The sequence below is a fragment of the Enterobacter sp. B79-1 genome (assembly GCF_057444735.1).
Genome location: NZ_JBYAZJ010000001.1, coordinates 78,868 through 94,600 on the forward strand (window position 1 = coordinate 78,868; position 15,733 = coordinate 94,600).

Here is a 15,733-nt window from a genome sequence, read left to right on the forward strand (position 1 = left end):
TATGTCCAACGAACCTCGGGGGCGTGTTGCCCCCTCGCCACCACCACCATTTTTGAAGGGCACCAGTGATACATTCGTTGGTGCTTATCCCTGGAATAACGTCACAAAAGAGGCCATTGGCCGCGACAGACCCCTTACACGTGCCGAACTCCGTCAGGTGCAAGGTGTTTTAAACCGTATTGACCGTCTGCCATTTTTCCTGCAAACCCTGTTTACATCGCGTTATAACTTCATCCGCCGTAAAAAGAGCCCTTTGGGTGGGCTGTATTTCCTTAAAAACACGTTTGAGCGCAAGCTGCTGCCGCGTCTTGAGCGTGTTAATGAGCTGTGCGGGATGAATGAATCCGCCTCGATTGGTTTTCTGTCCGAGCGCGACCAGTATGCGCGCTTACCAGATATGAATGACAAAGAACTCAGGAAATTTGCGGCCAGAATTGCCTCTCAGCTCTGGAGCAAATACGAGGAGTTAAGCGACGCCTGGACGGATGCTCACGGCGGGAAAGAGACACTTTTCACCGATGAAGCTCAGTCGCACCTATACGGGCAAGTGGCCGGTGTTGCTCGCGCATTTAACATCACCCCGATGTACTGGAAAAAATACCATAAGGGTCAGATGACGATCCGCATGGCATTTTCCGCTATTTCACGACTGATTAAAGACGAGTGGTGGGTCAACCAGCTCAAGGCGCAGCGGATGCGCTGGCGCGAGGCGCTGCTCATCGCAGCAGGTGAGGTCAACAAAGACCGTTCACCTTACGCAAGCAAAATAGCGATCCGCGATGTTCACGCGCGCCGCTTGGCTAATCTCGAATACCTGAAATCCTGCGAATTGGAAAACAAAATCACTGGCGAACGTATTGACCTCATAAGCAAGGTCATGGGGAGTATTTCGAACCCTGAAATACGTCGTATGGAGCTGATGAATACTATCGCCGGGATTGAACGCTACGCGACCAGCGTTGGTGACGTGGGGATGTTTGTCACCCTGACCACACCCTCGAAATATCATCCGACCCGACAGGTCGGCAAAGGCGAAACCAAAACGGTGCAGCTTAATCACGGCTGGAACGAAACAGCATTCACACCCAAAGACGGCCAGCGCTATCTATGCCGAATCTGGAGCCTGATGCGTACAGCTTTCAAAGATAACGATTTAGATGTTTACGGGATGCGCGTTGTCGAACCGCACCACGACGGCACGCCACACTGGCACATGATGCTTTTTTGCAAACCCGGTCAGCGTAAAGCCATTAACGAAATTATGCGTCGTTATGCCCTCAAAGAGGACGGACACGAAAAGGGCGCGTCAAAACAGCGCTTTGAGTCACGCCATCTTAATCAGGGCGGAGCGGCGGGTTATATCGCTAAATACATTGCAAAAAATATCGACGGTTACGCGCTCGACGGCCAGCTCGATCACGACACCGGCAAGCCTCTGAAAGATACGGCCGCAGCCGTCACCGCATGGGCGTCAACATGGCGTATCCCTCAGTTTAAACCGATTGGTCTCCCGACGATGGGCGCTTACCGTGAACTGCGCAAACTGCCGCGCGGGGTGAGTATTGCCTGCGAGTTTGACGACAGGGTCGAGGCCGCGCGAGCTGCTGCAGATGAGGGGGACTTTGAGCGGTACATCATCGCGCAGGGTGGGGCAAACATGCCGCGTGATGCTCAGGCGGTCAGGGTCGCCCGTAAGGTGACGGATGAGGTCAACGAATACGAGGAAGATATCGAGAGGGTTGTCGGGATTTATGCCCCTCATCTCGGGGCTAATCGTGTCCATGTAACCCGTACAGCCGAATGGCGCATCGTTCCAAAGGTTTTGGCCGTTGAGCCTTTGACCTTAAAAAGCGGCTCTGCCGCGCCTCGGAGTCCTGTCAATAACTGTGGAAAGCTCACCGGCGGTGGCGATCCTGTTATGACCCCCACACCGTCTGAGCAAGCCGCAGCGGTGTTAAATCTGATTGAGCGCGGGGTTATCGGCTGGAATGAGCCAGACGTCGTGAAAGTGCTTAACGGCGCGTTAAAAGCTGGTTCACCGCGCAAAAATCGCCAGCAAAGAAGCAATGCGCCGCTTAAAACGAGCGAACAAGCACCATCAGCCAGGATGACGAAGCCCGAAAGGGATCGAATCGCAAAAATTCGTTTCGAGTTAGCTCAGGAAGGTATTGTCCCTGAACGATGGGAGGTTGAAGCTCTGGCGAGAGGGGCAACAGTAATTTATGGGGATAAACGGTTTTGTTTTGCTGTACAGGAAAACTGGATGGTGTTTCCCTTAAACTGGTGAGAAAATGTAAATTAGCAAACTCGAAGGAAAACGCTGTAACTTAAGGTAACACTCAAATTTAACAGGGTGACCATCGATGGTTAAATTAAGGGGTGATGTTTCAATGAAGATTGCTTTCGCGAGAGGTATGATAAACAGATTATGCAGGTGTTTTTTTTATAGGCATGATAAAGAGATACCTTGTATTCAAGTAGGTAAACCACTGCAAGATATAATTTTTTGGCTCAAATACAATGATGAGGAAGTGGCAAAATGCGCTAGCGCTCTGTTAAGGAATTATGGGAAAAAATTAGGGATAAGTGACCTTCATAGCGCTAAACAGTTGTTGTTAAGCTTTTGCTCTGAAGCCTTCAACTGTATAGATGCCGATTTCTTATCGCTTAACCCAGAGCAAAGATCCGTTGATAGTATAATATCAAAGGTGCACAGGGAAAATCTCTGTGAAATGTTTGGTTATTATATAACCTCACAAATGAAACTTCACCCTTATATATACAATCTTGGGTGTGTTAGGTTTGATGGACAATTAAAGTTACAGGATAATCTTTATCTCTATGGCCCGGGGCAGGGTACGGCTTTATTGTCTAATATTAAATCTAAAGCTGGCATTGACGTTTATGAATCCTTCTTTGATGAAAAAGATATACGAGATGAACCGATTGGGAGATATTTCAATCATTCATACTCGACAGCTGTACTTATCTATGCACCATCTCAACAGGATGCAGTTGAGATGCTGAATCTGCTATTCGGTGGATTATGTGTTACTGTAAATAATCCATTCGCTATTAACTCCTGTGATGTTAATAATAAAATTGAGAGCTTCTCTGAGGGGAGGTATCATATTTCTAATTTTCGTGTAAACATTCCATCATTGTTAATTTTAAATATTGATGGTTTGGTTTGCGAACGGTTAGTAAAAATATTATCTAGATCTGATAAGCGTGTTTTATCTGCTCTTTCGTTCATTGCTCATGGTTGGGGGAGTGATCGTCGTGAAAGGTTTTTAAATCAATTTATAGCTCTTGATGCAATGTATGGTAATAATGCAGGTAACAAAACATCTATTATCGGTGGCGTCTGTTGTGATGCGATAAGTATTTTTGATGTGAGATCTAAAATAGAAATAATCTACGAGCTTAGATGCAGGTTTGTGCATGGCGATATTTCCACTTTATCGGCACATGTAAAATATCTAAAATTTGTTGATTGCCACGGGAGCGACCCTGTTGAGTCTCTTTTTGAAATACTTAAAGAGTGCGTTCTCAATTATCAAGGTGTGTATGAAGCATCAAAAGAATATAGTAACTCTCGGACAATGAATGTACCCGTTGAGCTTGCTGAGGATGTGAAAAAGATGATTGAGAGCTTCAAAAGTGGCAAGTGAAGTGATAGCGAAGCTTAGTTTTAGCTATGCATCTATCAGGTGCATGTATTTGCATCAGTTTTTTAGTTCGTTTTTTGTGAGCTGGCTCCAGTGTTCGCGTGGCTCGGGACTCCTGATGCACCTGCATTAAAAGCGACCCATTAAGCGGGCAGGCGAGGCGGGGATAGCACTGCGCGCCAGACGGGGTGACAGGATTTATTTTGCGCGTCTGTGCGCGTCGTGGCGGCGCGCTGAGCGATGAGGTCGAATCGTAGGCGGTAGCGGGGTTGCGTCGCGTGTGCGGCGTCTGGCTTGCTCTGAGGGTGTGCCGCCCGGAGGCGGCATTTTGGGCGGGTTTAGTCGGTCTCGATGCTGTAATCCTTAAAGCGGATCACCTCCATTCCTAACCAATCATTAATCTCTTTAAACCGCTCCTGCAGCGGCGTCAACTCGTTACGCACAAACACCCGCGCCACCTTCTCGATATCGCCCATCGAGCCGATATTTTCAGGCTTGCCGCCCATAAGCTGGAACGGTACTCGGTGCGCATCGAGCAGGTCGGCGGCGCTCACCTTCTTGATGTTAAAAAAATCATCCTTCGTGGCGACTTCACTCAACGGCACGATCTTGATGCCGTCCGGTTTTCCGTTCGGGGCATAGAAGAACAGGTTTTTGAAATTACCGAGCCCTTTCGAATCCCGCATCGCGGAGCGCAGCGACTCAACGTCAGTGCTGCTCTGCGCCGCGTCGGTCACGTACATGATGTAACCCGCGTGCGCGCCGTTCTGGTAATACTTGCGACGAAACAGCGTGGCGGATTCATTCAGCCAGGCTGAATTGAGCGCGCTCAGATATTCGGGCATCCCGTAGAGCTCCTGATTGATATCGGGCTCCAGCAAATGGCATACCGAGCCGGGCGCAAACTGGTGCGGGTGTGTGAAGTCAGACACGTACCAGTAAACACCATCCTCGATGCCACGGCGGGTATATTTGGCCGGTGAGGTTTCCAGCTTCAGGAGCTGGCCGGTGACGCTCATGCGCTTTTCGAGATAGCCGTTGGCAAAGACCAGATAGTCGAGCACAAGGCGACTGAAATCCTGACGTGACAGCAACGGGTGAGGGATGTAGGTACTCGTCAGGATGTTGCGCTTTACGTAAATCGGAGAGCTGTGGTGCACGGCGGCGCGCAGGCTTTTCGCCAGCCCGGAGAAGTTGACCGGCGGCTCGTACCATTTGCCGTTATTGATGCATTCGACATAGTCGAGGATGTCGCGGCGATCCAGAACGGGTAACGGTTCGCCAAAGGTGAACGCCTCGATTTTCTGCGGTTCGATGGCGGTCATGTTGGTCTGCTTTGTCTGTTTCTTTTGACGTTTTTTCATCTTAGTTGATGTCCAGAATTGAGCTTGATTGCATACCGCTACCGGCTGAAAGCGGCTCGTTTAACAGGGCGTGCATGGTCGCCCACGCGATATCCGCGTGGCTGGCTTCCTCACTGCGGCTGGCTTCATAGGTGGCGCTGCGGCCACTGCTGGTCATGGTTTTGCGGATAGCCATAAATGACTGAGTGATGTCGGTTGCACCGGCGTCATATTCCAGACACCCGCGCCTGATGGTGTCTTTTGCTTTCAGCACCATCGCGGTTTTCATTTCCGGCGTGTAGCGGATGGCACGCGCCGCCGGGAAGAATGAGCGCACGAGCTGGTAAACACCCTGGCCGATGCCGGTCGCATCAATGCCGATATAGTCGACGGTGTATTTCTCGGTCAGCGCCCGGATGGCCTCGGCCTGCGCGGCAAAGTCCATGCCTTTCCACTGGTGACGCTCAAGGATGCGGAACTTGCCACCGGCAACCAGCGGCGGAGCCAGTACCGCGCACCCGGCGCTGTCGCCGGTGTGTGACGGGTCATAGCCAATCCAGACCGGTCGCCAGTTAAACGGACGGTCGGCGAATGGCTCGAAGTCCTCCCATTCTTCCATCGCATCGACCATGCAGCGCTGCAGCTCCTCGAACGGGAATACCGACGCCTTATCGTCGACAAACTCGCACATAAACAGGTTACGGAAGTCATCCGCGCTGTTTTCCTGCTTAAGCTGGTTGAGGTTAAACAGGGTGCAGCCACCGGCGAGCGCGTCCTCAATGGTGACAATCTGCCGCCACTGTCCATCACCGCACAGCACCCCACCGGCAAGCGCCTGATGACTGATATCGATGTCGACACGTTCGTCGCGGTTGCTGCGGCCACGGTTAAACAGCTCGCCTGACCAGAACGGGTAAGCGCTGTGCGCCAGCGTCGACGGGGTCGAAAAATAGGTGGTGCGCAGGTGCGACTGCGAGGCCATGCCCGAGGCGACTTTGCGCAGCTTCTGGAAGTTGGGTATCCAGAAAATTTCATCGACGTACAAATCCCCGTTGTGACTCTGCGCAGTGTTGGAATTGGTCCCGAGAAAAATCAGCTCAGCGCCATTGTTGCCGATGACGATCGGGTCGCCTGACAGATCGACGTCAACCAGACGGGCAAAGGCGATGATGTACTTACGGAACACGTAAGCCTGCGTTTTACTGGCCGACAAAAATATCTGGTTTTGCCCGGTCTTAAGCGAGCGCAGGAGTGACTCACGCGCAAAGTAGAACGTCGCGCCAATCTGGCGGGATTTCAGGATGTGGCGGATGCGGTGCTCTAATCCCGCTTTATGCCAGCGGAGCTGATAGTCGAACGACTGGTCGAAGAAAATCTCTTCCAGCTTTTCAATCGCTTCATCACTGAAGAAATTGCGTTTCGGCTTTTTGCGATCCCCTTTATTACGGCTGGCAATATTGGGGTTTAAATCCACCTCGTTTCCGGTCTGGCCGTAGCGGTTAATGCGCGCGAGCCGCTCCATCTGGCGCGACAAAAAATCAGCAACTTTGAAGTCATGCGCGGTCAGGTCTGGCTTTGCGTAGAGCTGAATAAGCCGCGCCTCTATCGTCGATTCCACGCGGTTAATAGGGGCGGTTTCTTCCCATCCATCGCGCTGTTTCCAGCTCTGCACGGTCGGGCGCTTGAGCTGCAGCATGTCGCAGATTTGCGGCACGGCGAACCCCTGCCAGTACAACAGCCGCGCCTTTCGTCGCGGGTCATTTAACAAAGAAAGGTCAGTTGAAATGGTCATGCTTGCCTCGTTTTTGGTGTGACGTGGCAAGGCTAAGGAAATAGGGGGGTATTCGCGCTAAGTGACTGTTGTGTCAGATCTAATCAGATCGTAAGCAGTGGCTGATACGGGTCAGAGTCGGGAAACTAACCCTGACCCGAAAACCCAACATCAGGACACCTGAACAATGGCAAAGAAAGTTTCTAAATGGTTTCGCATCGGCGTCGAAGGTGACACCTGCGATGGCCGCGTCATCAGTGGCGATGATATTCAGGATATGGCCGACACGTTCGACCCGCGCGTCTACGGCTGCCGCATTAACCTCGAACATATCCGGGGGTTGATGCCTGACAGTCAGTTTAAACGTTATGGCGATGTGACCGAGCTTAAGGCGGAGATTATCAGCGATGGCTCTGCGCTCGATGGCAAAAAAGCGCTGTTTGGCAAAATCCAGCCCCTTGACGAGCTCGTCAGCATGGTTAAGGCAGGTCAAAAGGTTTACACCTCAATGGAGATCCGCCCGAACTTTGCCAACAGTGGCAAGTGCTATCTGGTTGGCCTTGCCGTCACCGATGACCCGGCAAGCCTCGGCACCGAATACCTCGAATTCTGCAGCCGCGCCATGCAAAACCCGCTCGCCGGTAAAAAAGACCAGCCGGATGACGTTTTTTCTGTGGCCTCACTGGCTGAGCTGGAATTTGAGGACGTTCCCGACACCATGCTCAACAGCCTGACCGATAAGGTTAGAGCCATTTTTGGCCGTAAGCAGGCCAGCGATGACGCCCGTTTCGCCGATGTGCATGAGGCGGTAACCACCGTTACCGAGCAGGTGCAAACCAATCTCAACGCCACTGACCAGCGCGTCACCGAGCTGGAAACCGAACTGGCGAAGCTTAAGCAGGACGTGACCAGCAAGGCCGATGAAAGCGCGCAGGCGTTTAATGACCTCAAAAACTCCCTCGATAACACCGAAAGCAAGGGCCAGCCACGCCGCGAGCTTTCAAAAGGCGGCACGGGCGACGAGCTGCTGACCAACTGCTGATAACCCGCCGGGCGTGCTGCCCGGCCTGATACCTATTACCTGAACAGGAATAACCATGCGTAAAGATACCCGCTTCAAATTCAATGCCTACCTCTCCCGCGTCGCGGAGCTGAACGGCGTTTCCACCGATGACGTGGCGAAGAAATTCACCGTCGAGCCGTCGGTCACGCAAACCCTGATGACCACGCTGCAGATGTCATCCGCGTTTCTGACCAAAATCAACATCGTGCCGGTCGACGAGCTGAAAGGCGAAAAGGTCGGGGTGGGCGTTAACGGTACGATTGCCAGCACTGCCGATACTGCCGGTGATGATGAACGTAAGACCGCTGATTTCACCGCGCTGGAGTCCAATAAATACGAGTGTGCGCAGATTAACTTTGACTTCCATATCCGCTACAAACAGCTCGACCTGTGGGCGCGATTCCAGGACTTCCAGACTCGTATCCGCGACGCGATTATCAAGCGTCAGTCGCTCGATTTCATCATGGCCGGTTTCAACGGCATCGAGCGCGCGGCGACGTCCGACCGCAAAAAGAATCCGATGCTGCAGGACGTGGCGACCGGCTGGCTGCAGAAGTACCGCAATGAAGCGCCAGCGCGCGTGATGTCAAAAATTACCGACGAGGAAGGGGCGGTAATTTCTGAAGTGATCCGCGTGGGTAAAAACGGCGACTATGCGAACCTCGACGCGCTGGTCATGGATGCCACCGGCAATCTGATTGACGAGATTTATCAGGATGACCCGGAGCTGGTTGTCATCACCGGGCGTAAGCTGATGGCGGATAAATATTTCCCTATCGTTAATCAGGAGCAGGCAAACACCGAGTCGCTGGCCGCTGACATCATCATCAGCCAGAAGCGAATCGGCAATCTGCCAGCCGTGCGCGTGCCGTACTTCCCGGCTAATGCCCTGATGGTGACGCGCCTCGACAACCTGTCTATTTACTTCATGGATGACGCACACCGCCGCGCCATCATCGAAGAGCCGAAAAAAGACCGCGTCGAAAACTACGAGTCAATGAATATCGACTACGTGGTCGAGGCTTACGCCGCCGGATGCCTGATTGAAAACATCACGCTCGGTGACTTCACCGCACCTGCAGCACCGGAAAGCGGAGAGTAAGCCATGACGAGTCCCGCAGCGCGTCACATGATGCGGGTCTCGGCCTCTGAAACAGCGCAGCAGGCTGCCGTCCCGCTGCGCAATGCAACTGCCTATGAGCAGATGCTCGTTAAGCTGGCCGCAGACAACCGCACGCTAAAACAAATCAGCTCTAAAGAGCGCAAAGCCGCGAAAAAGCGCGAGCTGTTGCCGTTCTACCTGCCGTGGGTGGCTGGCGTCCTCGAAAACGGCAAAGGCGCACAGGATGACATCGTAATGACGGTGATGCTCTGGCGTCTCGATGCTGATGATATCGCCGGGGCGCTGGAAATCGCCCGTTACGCCATGACCTATGGACTCACCATGCCGGTCGGTCGCCGTCCGACACCGTGCCTGCTGGCCGAAGAGGTCACGCTCGCCGCGCAGCGTCTGCTCGCTGCAAAACAGCCGGTCGAACTGGCGAACCTCCTCGACACCATCGCCCTGACGGAGCGCGCGGATATGCCCGATATCGTGCGTGCGAAGCTGCACAAAATCACCGGCTACGTGCTGCGTGATGCGAAGCAACTGCCCGAGGCGCTGGCGCACCTGCAGCGTGCGATCCAGTTAGAAAGCACTATCGGGGTGAAAAAGGATATCGAGCAGTTAGCGCGTCAGCTCAGGCCAAAAACTGAACCCGCCCCGAAAACCAAAACGACTCAACCGCGCACGCGCAAACCTGCCGCTAAACCGGCGGCACGGCGCGGGCGTCCACCAAAGGCGGCAAAAGCCGCAGGTTAACCGAGCGCTCCCCGAGCCGGGCGGCACGCCGTTCAATGCGGGTATTCCTTACCCTGACTGCGAACGGCGTCCACCGCCCACCTATTACCCGAGGTTGTCATGACGACGCTGATTATTGAGCAAAATAAAGAGCCGCAGGATGTGCCGGGCGTGGTGATACCGCCACCGGGCGTGAGCGAGCCGGTAATCAAAAATACCCCGTTTTTTCCTGACGTGGATCCGAAGCGCGTGCGGGAGGAGATGCGGTTAGAGCAGACCGTTTCCCCCGTGCGCCTGCGCCGGGCGATTAAGACCGCCATCGCGGAGACGAATGCGGAGCTGGGCGAATGGCGCGAGCGTCAGCTCGAAGCCGGTCACGCCACGCTGGCGGATGTCCCGACCGACCAGCTCGACGGCGAGAGCGTGCGCGTTTTCCACTATTTCAACGCCGTGTGTGCCATGACGACCGCCACGCTCTATGAGCGCTTTCGCGGCGTGGATGCGACCGCCAAAGGTGACAAAAAGGCCGACAGCATCGACAGCACTATCGATGAGATGTGGCGGGATATGCGCTGGTCAGTGGCGCGTATCCAGGACAAAGCGCGCTGCATAGTGGGGCAAATCTGATGAAAGCGTATGCGCTGCAGGGCGACACCCTCGACGCGATTTGCGCCCGGTATTACGGGCGCACCGAGGGGGCAGTCGAAGCTGTGCTGGCGGCTAATCCCGGCCTGTCTGAGCTCGGCGTCATTCTGCCGCACGGCACGGCAATTGAGCTGCCCGAGACCGACAGCGCGGCCAGAACCGAAACGGTGAATTTATGGGATTGAGCATGGAAAAAATCACCACGTTTATCGCCTACTGGCTGGCCGTCGCGCTGGCGTACCTCGGCGCAATGTCGCCCGAAAAGATGGCGCTTTACGTGGGCGGCGGATGCGCCATTTTTACCGCGCTGACGAATTACTGGTTTAAGCGCAAAACGTACCTCTATCTGACGTCACTCGGACTCGACAAGGGGGCTATTCGTGAAATCAATCGTTAAACGTTGCAGTGTGGCCGTAGTGCTGGCGCTGGCGGCGCTGATGCCTGACTTTCGTCTGCTTAACACCTCGCCCGAGGGGCTGGCGCTGATTGCCGACCTTGAAGGTTGTCGCCTGACGCCTTACCAGTGCAGCGCGGGAGTGTGGACGTCAGGCATCGGCCACACTGCCGGGGTCGTTCCGAAAGGGGAAATCACCGAACGGCAGGCGGCGGCGAACCTCGTCGCGGATGTGCTGAACGTCGAGAAACGTCTGGCCGTATGCGCGCCGGTGAAAATGCCGCCGCACGTTTACGACGCGCTGGTCAGTTTTTCATTCAACGTGGGAACCGGTGCGGCCTGCCGGTCGACGCTGGTCTCGCTTCTCAAGCTCCAGCAATGGCCGCAGGCGTGCGACCAGCTCACCCGCTGGGTTTACGTGAATGGCGAAGTAAACAAAGGGCTGGGATACCGCCGCGCGCGTGAACGTGCCTACTGCCTCAGGGGGATTCAATGAAAATGATGTTGTTTTTACTGGCCGCGCTGATGGCGGTTGTGCTCTGGCAGCGTCATGAAAACGGCAATCTGACGCGTTCATTTGAACAGGCGAACAAAGTCGCCACCGAACAAAAAAACGTGATCGGGATGCTGAAAAATCAGCTTTCCATTTCGCAGGGAATTGCCAGGAAAAACGAAACCGCGCAGGTCACGTTACGCGGTGAGTTAATCGCCGCCGGTGCGATGGCCGTGCGGCGTGAAGAAACCATTACGAGGCTGATTAATGAGAATGAAACCTTACGCCGCTGGTATAGCGATAAGCTGCCTGATGTTGTGCGTCGGTTGCACACCCGCACCGCCTGCGCCTCCGCCGGTCATTGTTTACAGCGCCTGCCCGAAGGTGAGCTATTGCGCGATGCCGGAAAGCGATCCGGTCACTAATGGCGACCTGAGTGCAGATATCCGCAGGCTTGAGCACGCGCTCGCCGCCTGCGCGCTGCAGGTTGAAACCGTAAAAGACTGTCAGGATAAACTCGATGAAGAAAGCAATCAGCCTGCGCAAGGCGTTAATTGACGCCGTCCCGCAGCTTAAAACCAATCCAGAGATGATGCGCATCTTTGCCGATGAGGGCAATATCGATGCGCGTCTCGCGGCCTCGCTGTCGCATGAGAAAATTTATACCCTGAATGTGATCGTGTGTGACTTTGTGGGCGACCCTGACCTGATTTTTGTGCCGGTGGCCGCATGGCTCAGGGAAAACCAGCCGGATATCTGCACGCTCGATGACGGCCGCAAAAAGGGCTACCGTTTCCAGATGGATTTAAACGACGGTGACAGCGTCGATATCAGCATCAGCCTGCAGCTCACCGAGCGCACCCTCATCAAAGAGGAAAACGGCGCGCTGCACGTAAGCTATGCCCCTGAGCCGCCGCTGCCGGAGCCCGTCACCCGGCCAAAAGAGCTTTATATCAACGGCGAACTGGTGAGCAAATGGGATGAGTGAATTTAAGCCCTTTGACGAGCGGCTCAATGGTCTGATTGCTGCCCTGTCACCGGCTGCACGCCGTAAGCTGGCCGGAGAGATAGCAAAGGAGCTGCGCAAATCGCAACAACAACGCATCAAGCTGCAGAAAGCCCCGGACGGCTCGCCGTATCAGGCTCGAAAACGCCAGCCGCTCAGGGCTAAGACCGGGCGTATTAAACGGGCGATGTTTCAGAAGCTGCGCACTAACCGGTACATGAAAGCCAGTGGCCGCGAAAACAGTGCGGTCGTGGAGTTTGCGGGCAAAGTGCAACGCATTGCGCGGATTCACCATTACGGGCTAAAAGACCGACCGAACTTACGCTCTGAGAATGTGTTTTATGCGGAGCGCAAGTTACTTGGGTTTCGCGAAGAGGATAAAAAAATTGTATTAGGAATGATTGTTGAGAACCTCCGAAATAATAATGCGCCCCGGTGAATGTTGGTGTAGAGGAAGTCAACGTTGCCTAATGATTTTTAGATAACGTTGATTTATACAATGTTCACTTAGGCTTAGATAAAATGCCATAATAGCTTCATCTGCAGCGTTGTAAATGTTAGTTAACTCTTCAAGAGAATATCGCTCCCCCACTTCTGCAGCGCTTTCTCGGCCATGTGCTACCGCGTTCCGCCGTTCACGCAACGCATTTACTCTACCTATTGATGCCGGGGATACGTTAAACTCAGGAGCTCCAAAAAGACCGAGAACCCAGGACATAGTTCTTGCATCTACGTTTTGTAAACTCTCGGCCAATGGATTATCAGTTACCCTTAAGACAGTCTCGCTCAGAGTGGCCTGAAATAAAGAGACGGATTTATCAAATATTTTGCTTTTCCCACATTCATTTATGGATTTGATTTCACTAAAATGGAAGATGCTATGAAGTGAGGCGATACAGTCTATACTCCGATTGTTATGGCCAGAAATCACTTCGAGTGCAGCTTCAATTATTGCATTTACAGCTCGTTCTACAGCTGAGTAGATGGAGACAATCCATAACCCTTTTAACGACTTAATATTTTCACTTGTTGGTTGTAGTGGTTCTGGGCCATTTTCACGTAAATATATCAAAAGTGAATTTGCCTCTGCAAACCTATCCCTTACTTCTATTTGGGCATTTTCAAAACTCATATGGTAGCTCGCTGAGATACTAAGTCTATTCTTCCAGTAAGCTTAGGAAGACTATTGGTTGCCCCAGTAGTCAGGTCTTTGAGGGCGGCATCTTCTAATAAGTTGTTCAGTTCATGCACATCAACTTGATTGCCAGCGGAAAGTATATCTGCAACACCAACAGCTATCGCTTCGAAAAGAACTAGCGGGGTTGAGTTTAAACGATTTATACGAACAATACCATTAGGTAAGGCTTGTCTGATTTGCAAGAATGTATTTTGGAAAATATCGCGCAATTCGTTTTCATTCACAAAAGATTTGGTTTTTTTCTCCATGTAGTCATTGAGGAATTCTTTTACAGAGTGTTTAAATAACGATCTATCTTCAAAATAGGCAAAAAATTTCAATGCTAACTCTTCTAAATTCCCTCTGCCATTTCGGTCGCTTCTTTTAATAACAGAATCGAAATCAGGGTTTTTTACACATTCCTTAATAAAATCAGAAAAACGACCACGAAAAACACAATTGCGTATTTCTTGGTCGTGAAGAATAATTCCGCCGGTATTTAATCTTTCGAACAAATCAAATCGAACTTGGAAATCACTCTGATCATTTAGAACTGTAATTCGAAGCGGGCGAGTTAAAAAGTTCAATTTCAGATTGCTTGGCATGTCGTCGAAGGAAACCCCATTTAGTGAAGGTGTTTTTTCTAAACCTTTAAGGACTAAGGGGCCTAGATTTTTCCCATCTATAACAGCAAGATCAGATGAAACAAACCGAAGGATTGTTGTTATACGTTGTAATCCGTCAATTACTTCCCAAGATGCGTCAGGGTTGGTAGCCATGAAAATATTAGGAATAGGAATTCCAAGAAAAATTGATTCAATTAGTTGTGACTGTCGAGTAGCATCCCAAACAAATCGTCTTTGATAATCGGGAGAAACATTAATGTTGTTTTCAGCAACCATGTCTACAAGTTGTTTGATAGTGATATCATAAGTATCAAATCCAACCGCTCGCCTTTCTTTTTGTATTTCTGCAAGGGCATCTGAAAAATTCATAGTTACATACTCTCTACATGTTTAAATAATCTCAACTATAACAAAATCAATCACAAAAAACGATGTTCCAAGATCAAATCTTCTACGGGAGAGCATATGCTCTTGAAGGTAAGTCGTATCTTTTGTATAAGTCTCTATTTTTCAACCTCATAGGTTTGTTTATGGGCTCAAGTTACTGTTCTGGGGGAAATACCAAGCCGATAGTTTTCCGATAAAACATTTCCAGTTTACCAGTGTGTTGAGAGTATTTTAGAACGAGACATTCCGGCTTCTGTTGTTGTCCTAAACACAACAAAACACCGCTACATTGCCGCTGGCCTTACCCGGCGGCATCCTCTCCCCATGAATAATTTAAATTCTCTGCAGGAAATCGCACGCGCGATCCGCAACCTTATCCGCACCGGCATTGTGACCGACGTTAACCTCGACGAGGGGCTGTGTCGTGTCCAGACCGGCGGTATGCAAACCACCTGGTTAAACTGGCTCACCTGCCGCGCCGGTCGTTCTCGCGTGTGGTGGGCTCCCTCGGTCGGTGAGCAGGTGTTATTGCTGGCCATCGGTGGCGAGCTCGATACGGCCTTTGTGCTGCCGGGCATTTTCTCTGACGACCATCCCGCGCCGTCTGTCTCCCCTGATGCGCTTCATGTTTCCTTTCCTGACGGGGCGGTTATCGAGTACGAGCCCGAAAGCGGCGCGCTCACCGTGTCCGGTATCAAAACCGCCGACGTCACCGCGTCGGATTCCATTACGGCCACCGTGCCGGTAGTGCTGGTGAAAGCCGAAACCCGCATCACGCTCGACACACCCGAGGTGGTATGCACCAACAAGCTGACAACCGGCACGCTCGAAGTGAAGAACGGCGGGACTATGTCCGGGAACATCGAGCACACCGGCGGGACACTGAAATCAAACGGCGTGCAGGTGGATAACCACGCGCACGGCAATGTACAGAGCGGCGGAAGCTGGACTAAGGGGACGCAATGACGGTGCGTTATCTGGGAATGAACAGCCAGACCGGCCTCAGTATCTCTGAGGTCGAGCATATCAGGCAAAGCGTGCGCGACATTCTGGTTACGCCGGTTGGCTCGCGCGTCATGCGCCGTGAATACGGCTCGTTCCTGTCAGCACTGATTGACCAGCCGCAGACCCCGGCGCTGCGCCTGCAGATTATGGCCGCGTGCTATTCCGCGATCCAGAAATGGGAGCCCCGCGTCAGCCTGACAAGCATCACCTTTGAGCGGTCGGAAAATGACGGCGGGCTCTATGTCGACATCACCGGCACGCGCTCGGCCAGCGGCCAGCCCTTTTCCCTCACCATTCCACTGAGTTAAACGC

At 52.5% G+C, this 15,733-nt stretch carries 19 protein-coding genes; 15 read left to right on the forward strand and 4 right to left on the reverse strand.

Annotated features, from left to right (window positions below; all coding sequences use genetic code 11):
* Nucleotide 1: 1 nt before the first annotated feature.
* Both AC2T6E_RS00390 and AC2T6E_RS00395 read left to right on the forward strand, forming a co-directional pair.
* A complete protein-coding gene (locus AC2T6E_RS00390; protein ID WP_486690143.1) occupies nt 2–2,287 on the forward strand; it encodes a replication endonuclease in 2,286 nt (761 codons plus the stop codon).
* A 103-nt stretch (nt 2,288–2,390) separates the two neighbouring features.
* Entirely contained in the window at nt 2,391–3,674 is a 1,284-nt protein-coding gene (locus AC2T6E_RS00395) for a hypothetical protein (protein WP_486690145.1), read from the forward strand.
* 335 nt (nt 3,675–4,009) lie between these two features.
* On the opposite strand, the gene AC2T6E_RS00400 is transcribed toward AC2T6E_RS00395, so the two are convergent.
* Together AC2T6E_RS00400 and AC2T6E_RS00405 are read right to left on the reverse strand one after the other, a co-directional pair.
* The gene (locus tag AC2T6E_RS00400; protein ID WP_486690147.1) at nt 4,010–5,035 is read right to left on the reverse strand and encodes a phage portal protein; all 1,026 of its coding nucleotides are present in this window, start codon (nt 5,033–5,035) and stop codon (nt 4,010–4,012) included.
* Between the two features lies 1 nt (nt 5,036).
* Nucleotides 5,037–6,806, reverse strand: a complete 1,770-nt coding sequence (locus AC2T6E_RS00405; protein ID WP_486690149.1) for a terminase ATPase subunit family protein — start codon at nt 6,804–6,806, stop codon at nt 5,037–5,039.
* Between the two features lie 166 nt (nt 6,807–6,972).
* On the opposite strand from AC2T6E_RS00405, the gene AC2T6E_RS00410 reads away from it, so the two are divergent.
* From AC2T6E_RS00410 to AC2T6E_RS00460, 11 genes are all read left to right on the forward strand, one after another.
* Complete coding sequence (locus AC2T6E_RS00410) at nt 6,973–7,827, forward strand: GPO family capsid scaffolding protein (protein ID WP_486690151.1); 855 nt, start codon at nt 6,973–6,975, stop codon at nt 7,825–7,827.
* A gap of 55 nt (nt 7,828–7,882) precedes the next feature.
* A complete protein-coding gene (locus AC2T6E_RS00415; protein ID WP_193136869.1) occupies nt 7,883–8,950 on the forward strand; it encodes a phage major capsid protein, P2 family in 1,068 nt (355 codons plus the stop codon).
* A gap of 3 nt (nt 8,951–8,953) precedes the next feature.
* Entirely contained in the window at nt 8,954–9,709 is a 756-nt protein-coding gene (locus AC2T6E_RS00420; RefSeq protein ID WP_486690154.1) for a phage terminase small subunit, read from the forward strand.
* A 99-nt stretch (nt 9,710–9,808) separates the two neighbouring features.
* A complete protein-coding gene (locus tag AC2T6E_RS00425; protein ID WP_333027861.1) occupies nt 9,809–10,315 on the forward strand; it encodes a head completion/stabilization protein in 507 nt (168 codons plus the stop codon).
* Nucleotides 10,315–10,518, forward strand: a complete 204-nt coding sequence (locus AC2T6E_RS00430; RefSeq protein WP_486690156.1) for a tail protein X — start codon at nt 10,315–10,317, stop codon at nt 10,516–10,518. The genes AC2T6E_RS00425 and AC2T6E_RS00430 overlap by 1 nt, the downstream gene beginning before the upstream one ends.
* Nucleotides 10,509–10,730 carry a phage holin family protein gene (locus tag AC2T6E_RS00435; protein WP_017382980.1) on the forward strand — a complete coding sequence of 74 codons (222 nt, stop codon included), beginning with the start codon at nt 10,509–10,511 and terminating at the stop codon, nt 10,728–10,730. Before AC2T6E_RS00430 ends, AC2T6E_RS00435 begins: the two co-directional genes overlap by 10 nt.
* Nucleotides 10,714–11,223, forward strand: a complete 510-nt coding sequence (locus AC2T6E_RS00440) for a lysozyme (protein ID WP_486690158.1) — start codon at nt 10,714–10,716, stop codon at nt 11,221–11,223. Before AC2T6E_RS00435 ends, AC2T6E_RS00440 begins: the two co-directional genes overlap by 17 nt.
* Entirely contained in the window at nt 11,220–11,645 is a 426-nt protein-coding gene (lysB, locus tag AC2T6E_RS00445) for an Rz-like lysis system protein LysB (protein WP_486690160.1), read from the forward strand. The genes AC2T6E_RS00440 and lysB overlap by 4 nt, the downstream gene beginning before the upstream one ends.
* Nucleotides 11,533–11,778, forward strand: a complete 246-nt coding sequence (gene lysC / locus AC2T6E_RS00450; RefSeq protein WP_486690162.1) for an Rz1-like lysis system protein LysC — start codon at nt 11,533–11,535, stop codon at nt 11,776–11,778. The genes lysB and lysC overlap by 113 nt, the downstream gene beginning before the upstream one ends.
* Nucleotides 11,741–12,208 carry a phage tail protein gene (locus AC2T6E_RS00455; protein WP_486690164.1) on the forward strand — a complete coding sequence of 156 codons (468 nt, stop codon included), beginning with the start codon at nt 11,741–11,743 and terminating at the stop codon, nt 12,206–12,208. The genes lysC and AC2T6E_RS00455 overlap by 38 nt, the downstream gene beginning before the upstream one ends.
* The gene (locus AC2T6E_RS00460; protein WP_486690166.1) at nt 12,201–12,665 is read left to right on the forward strand and encodes a phage virion morphogenesis protein; all 465 of its coding nucleotides are present in this window, start codon (nt 12,201–12,203) and stop codon (nt 12,663–12,665) included. Before AC2T6E_RS00455 ends, AC2T6E_RS00460 begins: the two co-directional genes overlap by 8 nt.
* A gap of 18 nt (nt 12,666–12,683) precedes the next feature.
* On the opposite strand, the gene AC2T6E_RS00465 is transcribed toward AC2T6E_RS00460, so the two are convergent.
* Nucleotides 12,684–13,358, reverse strand: coding sequence for a HEPN domain-containing protein (locus AC2T6E_RS00465; RefSeq protein WP_486690168.1), 675 nt, complete (start codon nt 13,356–13,358; stop codon nt 12,684–12,686).
* Nucleotides 13,355–14,398 (reverse strand): GmrSD restriction endonuclease domain-containing protein, encoded by a 1,044-nt coding sequence (locus tag AC2T6E_RS00470; RefSeq protein ID WP_486690169.1) that lies wholly within the window; start codon nt 14,396–14,398, stop codon nt 13,355–13,357. The genes AC2T6E_RS00465 and AC2T6E_RS00470 overlap by 4 nt, the downstream gene beginning before the upstream one ends.
* Nucleotides 14,399–14,740: 342 nt before the next feature.
* On the opposite strand from AC2T6E_RS00470, the gene AC2T6E_RS00475 reads away from it, so the two are divergent.
* Both AC2T6E_RS00475 and AC2T6E_RS00480 read left to right on the forward strand, forming a co-directional pair.
* Complete coding sequence (locus AC2T6E_RS00475; protein ID WP_486690171.1) at nt 14,741–15,382, forward strand: phage baseplate assembly protein V; 642 nt, start codon at nt 14,741–14,743, stop codon at nt 15,380–15,382.
* Nucleotides 15,379–15,729, forward strand: a complete 351-nt coding sequence (locus tag AC2T6E_RS00480) for a GPW/gp25 family protein (RefSeq protein WP_486690173.1) — start codon at nt 15,379–15,381, stop codon at nt 15,727–15,729. The genes AC2T6E_RS00475 and AC2T6E_RS00480 overlap by 4 nt, the downstream gene beginning before the upstream one ends.
* The last annotated feature ends 4 nt before the right edge of the window (nt 15,730–15,733 follow it).

Bases quoted from the DNA above. Each gene is read 5' to 3' on its own strand.
- AC2T6E_RS00395 (WP_486690145.1), top strand. From the start codon at position 2,391: ATGAAGATTGCTTTCGCGAGAGGTATGATAAACAGATTATGCAGGTGT.
- AC2T6E_RS00435 (WP_017382980.1), top strand. From the start codon at position 10,509: ATGGGATTGAGCATGGAAAAAATCACCACGTTTATCGCCTACTGGCTG.
- AC2T6E_RS00465 (WP_486690168.1), bottom strand. From the start codon at position 13,358: ATGAGTTTTGAAAATGCCCAAATAGAAGTAAGGGATAGGTTTGCAGAG.
- AC2T6E_RS00390 (WP_486690143.1), top strand. From the start codon at position 2: ATGTCCAACGAACCTCGGGGGCGTGTTGCCCCCTCGCCACCACCACCA.
- AC2T6E_RS00400 (WP_486690147.1), bottom strand. From the start codon at position 5,035: ATGAAAAAACGTCAAAAGAAACAGACAAAGCAGACCAACATGACCGCC.
- AC2T6E_RS00405 (WP_486690149.1), bottom strand. From the start codon at position 6,806: ATGACCATTTCAACTGACCTTTCTTTGTTAAATGACCCGCGACGAAAG.
- AC2T6E_RS00460 (WP_486690166.1), top strand. From the start codon at position 12,201: ATGAGTGAATTTAAGCCCTTTGACGAGCGGCTCAATGGTCTGATTGCT.
- AC2T6E_RS00430 (WP_486690156.1), top strand. From the start codon at position 10,315: ATGAAAGCGTATGCGCTGCAGGGCGACACCCTCGACGCGATTTGCGCC.
- AC2T6E_RS00420 (WP_486690154.1), top strand. From the start codon at position 8,954: ATGACGAGTCCCGCAGCGCGTCACATGATGCGGGTCTCGGCCTCTGAA.
- AC2T6E_RS00455 (WP_486690164.1), top strand. From the start codon at position 11,741: ATGAAGAAAGCAATCAGCCTGCGCAAGGCGTTAATTGACGCCGTCCCG.
- AC2T6E_RS00480 (WP_486690173.1), top strand. From the start codon at position 15,379: ATGACGGTGCGTTATCTGGGAATGAACAGCCAGACCGGCCTCAGTATC.
- AC2T6E_RS00415 (WP_193136869.1), top strand. From the start codon at position 7,883: ATGCGTAAAGATACCCGCTTCAAATTCAATGCCTACCTCTCCCGCGTC.
- AC2T6E_RS00425 (WP_333027861.1), top strand. From the start codon at position 9,809: ATGACGACGCTGATTATTGAGCAAAATAAAGAGCCGCAGGATGTGCCG.
- AC2T6E_RS00470 (WP_486690169.1), bottom strand. From the start codon at position 14,398: ATGAATTTTTCAGATGCCCTTGCAGAAATACAAAAAGAAAGGCGAGCG.
- lysC (WP_486690162.1), top strand. From the start codon at position 11,533: ATGTTGTGCGTCGGTTGCACACCCGCACCGCCTGCGCCTCCGCCGGTC.
- AC2T6E_RS00475 (WP_486690171.1), top strand. From the start codon at position 14,741: ATGAATAATTTAAATTCTCTGCAGGAAATCGCACGCGCGATCCGCAAC.
- lysB (WP_486690160.1), top strand. From the start codon at position 11,220: ATGAAAATGATGTTGTTTTTACTGGCCGCGCTGATGGCGGTTGTGCTC.
- AC2T6E_RS00410 (WP_486690151.1), top strand. From the start codon at position 6,973: ATGGCAAAGAAAGTTTCTAAATGGTTTCGCATCGGCGTCGAAGGTGAC.